This window comes from Arthrobacter sp. I3, assembly GCF_000520575.1.
GTDB lineage: Bacteria > Actinomycetota > Actinomycetes > Actinomycetales > Micrococcaceae > Arthrobacter > Arthrobacter humicola_A.
This window is the reverse complement of sequence record NZ_KI914969.1, coordinates 1-9,315: the sequence shown is the minus strand read 5'-3', so window position 1 is coordinate 9,315 and position 9,315 is coordinate 1. Positions and strand designations below refer to the sequence as shown.

Sequence of the window (9,315 nt, the reverse complement as noted above, 5' to 3'; positions counted from 1 at the left end):
AGGCATGCCGTTGAACAGATGGGTCACCGTGGGCCGGGCGCGCGGCCCGAAGGCCCCGGAAGCCGCGCCCCCGCGGATGAGGTCCGCGGCCTCCGCCAGTGAGGCCGCGGCCACGGGGGCCGCGGCATCGGTATGGCCCAGCGAGGGGATCACCCCGTGGTCCGTGAGGATTCGGAGGAGCTCACCCGCGCCGGGCAGTTCGGGGGCGTAGGTCATGGTCCGCAGGGCTCCGCCGGCCGCCGCCACCAGCCGCCGGAGCAGCGCAGGGTCGGGGGCGCGGAGCCAGTGCGGGTCCTGCGCGCCGGAGCGGGCGGCGGAGAGGAAGGGCCCCTCGCAGTGCACGCCGGCGATCAGGCCCTCGGCCGCCAGGACCTTGAGTACGCCGAGCGACCCCACCAGCTCATCTTCCGGGGCCGTGACGAGGCTGGCCAGGAGGCTGGTGGTCCCGTTGCGGTGCAGGAAGTCCACGGCCGCCCGGCAGGCCCGGTCGTTGCCGGCCGGGAATCCGCCGCCCGCGGCGCCGTGGCAATGGAGGTCGACAAGCCCGGGAAGCAGGGAGCTGCCGGGCGGCAGCGGGAGCTCCTCCGCACCCGGGAAATGTGCGGCGTCAAAGCCGTCGCCGGGTCCCGCGTAGGCGATCAGGCCGCCGTTCACCGCCACCACGCAGCCCGGTGTGCAGTCGCCGTCCGTGATGAGGGCACCCCGCAGGATGTAGGCAGGGGCGGCGGCTTCGCGGTCCTCGAGGGGCAGGATCATGCTGCCAAACCTAGCGCAGCACGACCGTCCTGTTGCCCTGGAGGATGACGCGTCCCTCGCAGTGCCAGCGGACGGCGTTGGAGAGCGCCTTACACTCGGTGTCGCGTCCGGCGGCCACGAGGTCCTCGGGCCCGAAGGTGTGGTCTACTTCCACCACCTGCTGGGCGATGATCGGCCCCTCGTCCAGTTCGGCGTTGACATAGTGGGCGGTGGCGCCGACCGTCTTCACGCCCCGGGCGTGCGCCTGGTGGTAGGGCTTCGCGCCCTTGAAGCTGGGCAGGAAGGAGTGGTGGATGTTGATGGCGCGGCCATCGAGCTGGCGGGTGAGGTTGTCGCTGAGGACCTGCATGTAGCGAGCCAGGACCACCAGTTCAACGTCCATCCGGTCGATCAGTTCCAGGAGCCGCTGCTCGGCCGCGGGCTTGGTGTCCGGGGTGATGGGCACATGGAAGAACGGGATTCCGTGCCACTCGACGGTCCGCCGGTGATCGGGATGGTTCGAGACGACGCCGACGATCTCGATGGGCAGTTCCCCGGTGCGGGCCCGGTACAGCAGATCGTTGAGGCAGTGCTCGAACTTCGAGACCATGATCAGGACCCGCCGTTTGCTGCCGTGCCGCCGCAGGTCCCAGCGCATGCCGAATTTGTCGGCGACCGGAACGAAGGCTTCCCGAAGCGTGTCCAGGGTGGTTTGGTCCCCGGCCGAGGCGAAGTGGAGCCGCATGAAGAAATGGCCGTCCAGCTGTGAGTCGAACTGTTTGCTTTCCAGGATGTCGCAGCCCTGGTCCAGCAGGAAGCCGGACACGGCGTGGACGATCCCGCGCGTTTCCGGGCAGTCCAGGGTCAGGATGTGCTCCACGGTTTCGGTGCTCTGGTTCTCGGCCATGGTCAGCACTCCACGACATTCACGGCGAGGCCTCCGCGGGAGGTTTCCTTGTACTTGGTTTTCATGTCTGCTCCTGTTTCGCGCATGGTCTTAATGGCCTTGTCCAGCGAGACTTTATGGCTGCCGTCCCCGTGCAGGCACAGGCGGGCGGCGTTGATGGCTTTGACGCTGGCAATGGCGTTGCGTTCGATGCAGGGGATCTGCACCAGCCCGCCGACGGGGTCGCAGGTCAGGCCGAGGTTGTGTTCGATCCCGACTTCGGCGGCGTTTTCCACCTGTTCCGGGGTGCCGCCCAGCACTTCGCAGAGCCCCGCCGCCGCCATGGAGCACGCCGATCCGACTTCACCCTGGCAGCCGACCTCTGCCCCGGAGATGGAGGCATTGATCTTGAACAGGATCCCGACGGCGGCCGCGGCCAGCAGGAAGCGCACCACGCCGTCGTCGTTGGCTCCGGGGACGAACTTGACGTAATAGTGCAGCACGGCCGGCACAATGCCGGCGGCACCGTTGGTGGGCGCCGTGACGATCCGGCCCCCCGCGGCGTTTTCCTCGTTGACGGCCAGCGCGAAGAGGTTCACCCATTCCATGGCGAGCAGCGGGTCGGCAGGGACCTGGACCGGCGATGGGTTCCGGGCGTCCGCCTCGGCGCTGACGGCGGATGCTGCCAGCGTCCGAAACAACGACGGGGCGCGCCGTTTGACGTTCAGCCCGCCGGGCAGGATGCCCTCGGCAGCGCAGCCCTTTTCCACGCACTGGCGCATGACCGCCCACAGGGCCAAGAGCTTCTCCCGGAGGTCGGCTTCGGTGCGCCAGACGAGTTCGTTGGCCAGCATGACGTCGGAGACGGACATATTCTCTCGGTGGCATATTTCGAGGAGTTCGTCAGCTGTTGTGAACGGGTAGGGCAGCACCGTGTCGTCGGCCACCACGTGGTCGGCGCCTTGTGCATTGCCATCGACCACAAAGCCGCCCCCAATCGAATAGAAGCTCCGTTCGCTGAGGACGTCGCCGGCGCGGTCAAGGGCCCGGAAGGTCATGCCGTTCGGATGGGCGGGCAGCGACTTGCGGCGGTGCAGGACCACGTCCTCATCCCAGTTGAAATCCACCCGGTGATGGCCGGCGAGCTGCAGTTCCGCATCCAGGGCAGCGGCTGCCACCTGGTCATCCGCCGTAGCGGTGTCCACTGTCTCGGGGTCCTGGCCCTGGAGGCCCAGGACGACGGCCTTGTCCGAACCGTGGCCCCGGCCGGTGGCGCCGAGGGAACCGAACAGCTCGGCCTGCACCCTCGCAGTGGAACTCAGTTGCCCGTCGCTCTTGAGCCCGTCGGCGAACCGCTTGGCCGCCCGCATCGGGCCGACCGTGTGGGAGGAGGACGGCCCGATGCCAACAGAAAACAGGTCAAGGACGCTGAGCGCCATCAGGGGACCTCGGTGGAGGCATATTCGCGCATGGCGTCGAGGAGCCAGCGGCCGAGGAACTCCGCGAAGGATGCCCGCGGGAAGATCCGGTAGGTCTCATCTCCGGTCTTCCACAGAACAACGGGGATGCCGCCGATCTCCGTGGACAGGGCCGTTCCGGGCTGGAAGACGCGGGGGTGCAGGTCCAGGGCGCAGCCCTTCTCCAGCACGGCACTGGCCCGGGGTCCGGAGAGCTCGAGCGTGGTGCGGTTAGCCGAGAGATCCACCACCTGGCCCTGGCCGTCACCCAGTGCTGCGATGAGCGTCCGGGGGAGCTCACCGCCCAGGCTTTCGTGGGATTCGGCGGGGGCCACGAGCAGGAATTCTGCCGGCCCAAGCCACAGCACTGCGGTGTCGCCGCTGCCGCGGACTTCCCCGGAAGCGGAGGGCAGGCCACCTGTGAGGGCGCCCAGCCGCTTCCCTGCATCGCCGGCAGGATCGACCCGGAGCCCTGCCATGGTCAGGAACGGTACCTCGCGCAGCTCCACAGTGCCCGCAACGGATCCCGCTTCAAAAGCCGTTCTCAGGAGCGACGCCGGACTCTTCCTGAGGGTCTGGATCTTCTTGGAATTTTCGAGTGCTGCAGTGTCAGCCATCTTTGCGGGCCCCTTCAGAGTCAAATAGTACGGTTTCTGCGACGATTACGTCCACGAGTTGGTCGCCGGCGGCGGCCACCAGGGTCTCGCCAATGCGGTTGCGGCCGTTCTTGATCAGGGCCAGGGCAAACGACCTGCCCAGCGCCGCACTGTGGTAGCTCGAGGTCACGAATCCCTGCATGGGCACGGGGCCGTAGGCGGGGTTGACGGTGATGCCCTGTTCCACCAGTTGGGTGCCTTCGGGGAGCCGGATGGTGCCGTCCACGGGGAGGACGCTGACCAGGTGTTTCCGGTCGGTGCGGCCGGCGTCCTTGCGGGTGTAGGAGCGTTTGCCGATGAAGTCCTTGACCTTGGACACGACCCATTCCATGCCGGCGTCCTGCGGTGTCACGGTCCCGTCAGTGTCCTGGCCGACGATCGGATACCCCTTCTCTGCACGCAGCACGTGCATGGTCTCGGTACCGTACGGGGTGATGTTGAACTCCGCGCCGGCCGCCGCCACGGCTTCCCAGGTGCTCAGCCCGTACCAGGACGGAACGTTGATTTCGTAGGCCAGTTCGCCGGAGAACGAGATCCGGCAGACCCGGGCCTGGACACCGGAGGCCAGGGTGGTCTCCCGGAACGTCATGAACGGGAAAGCCTCGGAGTCCAGGCCGCCGTCGGCTGCCAGTTCCGGAGCCACTTTGGCGAGAACGGCGCGGGATTTCGGACCGACGACGGCGATGGTGGACCACTGCTCCGTGACGGAGGTGCAGTGCACATCCAGTTCCGGCCATTCGGTCTGCAGCCATTCCTCCAGCCAGTCCAGCACCTTGGCGGCGCCGCCGGTGGTGGTGGTCATGAAGAAGCGGTCCTCGTCCAGGCGCAGGGTGACGCCGTCGTCGAAGATCATCCCGTCCGGGGTGCACATGACGCCGTAGCGGGCCGAACCCGGAGCGAGTTTCTTGAACGCGTTGGTGTAGATGCGGTTCAGGAACTCGCCGGCGTCCTTGCCGCGGATCTCGATCTTGCCCAGGGTGGTGGCGTCCATGAAGCCCACGGATTCCCGGACGGCGGCGCATTCACGGAGCACCGCGGTGTCCATGTCCTCGCCGTCCTCCGGGTAGTACCACGGCCGCTTCCACTGCCCGACGTCTTCGAAGAGGGCTCCCTGGGCGACATGCCAGGGGTGGATGGAGGTGAGGCGGGCGGGGTCGAAGAGTTCGCCGCGCTGGCGTCCGGCCAGGGCGGCGAACGCCACGGGCGTGAACGGTGCCCGGTAGGTGGTGGTGCCAATGTCGCCGATCCCGCGGGACGCCTCGCCGGCTGTCCGGAGCGCGGCGGCGATGACGCCGATCGCGTTCACCCCGGAGGTCTTGCCCTGGTCGTTGGCGGTGCTGATCGAGGTGTAGCGCTTGATGTGCTCAACGGACCGCATGCCGGCACTGGTGGAGCGGAGGACATCGGCCACGGACTGGTCGCGCTGGAAATCCACGAAGTGGTGGTGCCAGTCATCCGGGCCGCCGTCCTGCCCGGGTACCAGCCAGAGCTGGCGGGTGGGGGCGGCGGCGCGCGGCGGCGTCGGCGCAGACGGTTCAGCATCGGACTCGAAGCCCGCGGCGATGACCGCCGCGGCTCCGGCGGAGATGCCTTCGGCCACGCAGTCGCCGAGGGCGAAGCTGCCGCGGCCGGAGCCGGCCACCTGCTGGTTGGGGACCACGCTGTTGGGGACGAAGGCGGCGAGGTCTTCGTCCCAGCGAAGCCTGCCCTGGCGCTGGGAGTGCAGGTGAACCACGGGGGACCAGCCGCCGGAGACGGCCAGCAGGTCGCAGGCGAGCTGTTCGATGCCCGAGGTGAGTTCGCCGGCGTCGTTGATGCTCCGGACGGTGACGCCGAGGAGCCGGCCGTCGCCGGAGACAGCAGCGGTGGTGTTCGCGACGGCGCTGCCGATCAGCACCCGCGTTCCCGCGGCCGCAGCTGCGGAAGCGGTTTCGCTTAGCTGTGCACGGGCGTCTACGACGGCTTCGACCCGGATGCCCGCGGCGCGGAGGTCGGCGGCCAGGGCGTAGGCGCTGTCGTTCGTGGTGCTGATGACCACGCGGGAACCGGCGGCGACGGCATAGCGGTTGAGGTAGGTGCGGACTGCGGACGCGAGCATGATGCCGGGGCGGTCGTTGTTTTCGAAGACCAGCGGGCGTTCGTGGGCGCCCGGGGCCAGGATGACCTGGGCGGCCCGGATGTGCCAGATCCGCTGGCGGGAAACACCGGGGGCGGCCGGGGTCAGGAGGTGGTCGGTCCGGTTCTGGGCCGCGATGACGTAGTTGGAGTCGTAGGAGCCGAAGGCGCTGGTGCGGTTCAGCACCGTGCATTCGGCCGCGGAGATCAGTTCGGCTTCAACATTGGCCACCCATTCCAGGGCGGGCTGCCCTTCGATGCTCTCGACGAGGGCCGGATCCGTGGAGCCGGACAACAGCGAGCCGCCCAGTTCGGGCTGGTCGTCGATAAGGACGACCCGGGCGCCGGAGCGGACGGCCTCGCGGGCCGCGGCCAGGCCTGCCGGGCCGCCACCGACCACCAGGACGTCGGTGTGGACATACTTCTTGTCGTATTCGGCGTGGTCCTCGGCCGGGTCCAGCTTGCCCAGTCCGCTGAGCAGTTCGGCGCTGAGGCCGTCCACGAGGGACACCGTGGTGGCGGGGAGCATGGATTCAGCCACGTGGCCCGGGAACCGGGCCGCGATCTTGACCAGGGCGTTGGATTCCTCGACGCCGGCGGACATGATGCCGCGGGGCCGTCCCTCATACAGGGAGTCGCCTGCGCGGAGCCGGCCGTTGGCCAGCAGGGCGGAGGCGAGGGTGTCGCCGGGGTGGCCAGTGTATTCACGGCCGTCCAGGGTGAAGCGCCACGTGACGCTGCGGTCGATGCGTCCGCCGGTGCTAAGACGCGCGGGCTGCGGCTGAGCGGTCATTTGACTGCTCCTTCCGGGGAGACGGGGCTGGTGACGGTGGGGGCTGTGGGGCCTGTGGCGGGCCGGAGCTGACCCATCGGGTAGACGGCCTGGATGTCGTAGGTGACGGTGTCGCGGAGCATGTTGAACCATTGCCGGCAGCCGGTGCTGTGCAGCCAGCGTTCGGCGAAGGCGCCCTTGGTGTTGTCGCGGTAGAACAGGTACTCGGCCCATTCGCGGTCCGTGAGCTCTGCCGGGTTTTCGGGGTAGGCCACGTGGGCCTGGCCGCCGTAGTGGAATTCGGTCTCGTCGCGGGGACCGCAGTTGGGGCAGGGAATCAGGAGCATGTCCTTACCTCTTTCTAGTGGGCCACGGCGGCGGCGCCGTGTTCGTCGATCAGGGCGCCGGTTTCGAAGCGCTCGAGTGCAAAGGGCTTGTTGAGTCTGTGCGGTTCTCCGGTGGCGATCGTGTGGGCGAACGTCAGCCCGGCCGCCGGTGTGCCCTTGAATCCGCCGGTGCCCCAGCCGCAGTTGACGAACATGTTTTCCACCGGGGTGGTGCCTACGATCGGGGAGGCATCCAGGGTGGTGTCCACGATCCCGCCCCAGGTCCGGAGCACGTGGGCCCGGGCGAAGATCGGGAAGAGTTCGACGGCGGCTGCCATCTGGTGCTCGATCACGTGGAAGGATCCGCGCTGGCCGTAGCCGTTGTAGGAGTCCACGCCGGCGCCCATGACCAGTTCGCCCTTGTGCGCCTGGGAGACGTAGACGTGGACGTGGTTGGACATGACGACGGTGGGGTGGACGGGCTCGTGGAGCTCGGACACGAGTGCCTGGAGGGGGTGGGACTGGATGGGGAGCCGGAACCCGGCCATTTCGGCAAGCACCGAGCTGTGCCCGGCGGCGCAGAGTCCGACCTTTTCGGTGTTGATGGTGCCGCGGGTGGTCTTGACCCCAGTGACGCGGTTGCCGTCCTTGATGAAGCCGGTGACCTCGCAGTTCTGGATGATGTCCACACCGAGCTCGTCGCATTTGCGGGCGAACGCCCAGGCGACGTGGTCGTGCTTGGCGATGCCGGCGCGCGGCTGGTAGGTGGCGCCCATGACCGGGTAGCGGATGTTGTCGTTGATGTTCAGGATGGGGCAGAGTTCCTTGACCTGCTGCGGGTCCAGCCACTCGGCGTCGACGCCGTTGAGTTTATTGGCTCCGACGCGGCGGACGCTTTCGCGGACGTCGCCCAGGGTGTGGGCCAGGTTCATGACCCCGCGCTGGCTGAACAGGAAGTCGTATTCGAGTTCCTCCGGCAGGATCTCCCAGAGCTTCAGGGCGTGCTCGTAGATCGCCGCACTCTCGTCCCAGAGGTAGTTGGAACGGATGATGGTGGTGTTCCGGGCCATGTTGCCGCCGGCGAGCCAGCCTTTTTCCAGGATGGCGATGTTGGTCATCCCGTGGTTCTTGGCCAGGTAATACGCCGTCGCCAGTCCATGTCCGCCGCCGCCCACAATCACGGCGTCGTAGCTCTTTTTGGGGTCCGGATTGCGCCAGAGGAAGTCCGGGTGCTCCGGCAGGTGTTCGGTGGTCATTGTGCTGCTCCAATCAGTTCTGCCTCAAGCCCGGTCGCCGTCGTGCCGGTGCCGAGATGCGGGTAAAGGGGGAACCGGTCCGCGAGGGCGCTGACGCGTCCACGCAGTTCAGCGGCGGTTTGGTCGCTGAGTTCGTCCCCGGGCGCCTGCGAGATGAGGGCGGAGGCGATGATGTCCGCCACCTCGGTGAACTCCGCGGCACCGAAGCCGCGGGTGGCCAGGGCGGGGGTGCCGATCCGCAGCCCGGAGGACACCATGGGCGGGCGGGGATCGAAGGGGACGGCGTTGCGGTTGACGGTGATGCCGATCCGGTGGAGCCGGTCTTCGGCCTGCTGCCCGTCCAGTTCCGAGTCCCGCAGGTCCACCAGGACCAGGTGCACATCGGTGCCGCCGTTGACCACGGAGATCCCGGCCGCCGCGACGTCGTCCTTCAGGAGCCGGGACGCGAGGATCCCGGCGCCTTCGAGCGTGCGCTCCTGACGTTCCTTGAACTCCGGTGACGCCGCGATCTTGAAGGCCACGGCCTTGGCCGCGATCACGTGTTCCAGCGGGCCGCCCTGCTGACCGGGGAACACGGCGCTGTTGATCTTGCGTGCGTACTCCTCCTTGGCCAGGATCACGCCGCCGCGCGGTCCGCCGAGGGTCTTGTGCGTGGTGGTGGTGACGACGTCGGCGTAGGGGACCGGGTTCGGGTGAAGCCCGGCGGCCACGAGGCCGGCGAAGTGTGCCATGTCCACCATGAGGTAGGCGCCCACGCGGTCGGCGATGCGCCGGAACTCGGCGAAGTCCAGCTGCCGGGAGTAGGCGGACCAGCCGGCCACGATCATCTTGGGCCGGTGTTCAAGGGCCAGGGCCTCCACTTCGGCCATGTCCACCAGGTGGTTGTGCTCGCTCACGTGGTACGGGACCACGTTGTAGAGCTTGCCGGAGAAATTGATTTTCATCCCGTGGGTGAGGTGGCCGCCGTGGGCCAGGGCCAGTCCCATGATGGTGTCGCCCGGTTCCAGGAGGGCGAACATGGCGGCGGCGTTGGCCTGCGCGCCGGAGTGCGGCTGGACGTTGGCGTACTCGGCGCCGAACAGGGCCTTGACCCGGTCGATCGCGAGCTGTTC

General features: G+C 68.1%; 8 protein-coding genes. All 8 read right to left on the bottom strand.

Translation table 11 applies throughout. The annotated features are described in order from the left end of the window. Positions 1-756, bottom strand: a 756-nt coding sequence (locus Y706_RS30525) for an amidohydrolase family protein (RefSeq protein ID WP_043436870.1), incomplete at its 3' end; no start/stop codon positions are given. 10 nt (positions 757-766) lie between these two features. Then, on the bottom strand, positions 767-1,642 hold the full coding sequence (gene purU, locus Y706_RS0121115; protein ID WP_028278140.1) for a formyltetrahydrofolate deformylase: 876 nt from the start codon (positions 1,640-1,642) through the stop codon (positions 767-769). Positions 1,643-1,644: 2 nt separating this feature from the next. After that, positions 1,645-3,060: an L-serine ammonia-lyase gene (locus tag Y706_RS0121110; protein ID WP_028278139.1), complete on the bottom strand. Its 1,416-nt coding sequence runs from the start codon at positions 3,058-3,060 to the stop codon at positions 1,645-1,647. After that, entirely contained in the window at positions 3,060-3,695 is a 636-nt protein-coding gene (locus tag Y706_RS0121105) for a sarcosine oxidase subunit gamma (protein ID WP_028278138.1), read from the bottom strand. Before Y706_RS0121105 ends, Y706_RS0121110 begins: the two co-directional genes overlap by 1 nt. After that, positions 3,688-6,642 (bottom strand): 2Fe-2S iron-sulfur cluster-binding protein, encoded by a 2,955-nt coding sequence (locus Y706_RS0121100; protein ID WP_028278137.1) that lies wholly within the window; start codon positions 6,640-6,642, stop codon positions 3,688-3,690. The genes Y706_RS0121105 and Y706_RS0121100 overlap by 8 nt, the downstream gene beginning before the upstream one ends. Continuing rightward, the gene (locus Y706_RS0121095; RefSeq protein WP_028278136.1) at positions 6,639-6,968 is read right to left on the bottom strand and encodes a sarcosine oxidase subunit delta; all 330 of its coding nucleotides are present in this window, start codon (positions 6,966-6,968) and stop codon (positions 6,639-6,641) included. The genes Y706_RS0121100 and Y706_RS0121095 overlap by 4 nt, the downstream gene beginning before the upstream one ends. A 14-nt stretch (positions 6,969-6,982) precedes the next feature. Further along, positions 6,983-8,203: a sarcosine oxidase subunit beta family protein gene (locus Y706_RS0121090; RefSeq protein ID WP_028278135.1), complete on the bottom strand. Its 1,221-nt coding sequence runs from the start codon at positions 8,201-8,203 to the stop codon at positions 6,983-6,985. After that, positions 8,200-9,315, bottom strand: a 1,116-nt coding sequence (gene glyA, locus Y706_RS26970; RefSeq protein ID WP_043436865.1) for a serine hydroxymethyltransferase, incomplete at its 5' end; no start/stop codon positions are given. The genes Y706_RS0121090 and glyA, both read right to left, overlap by 4 nt.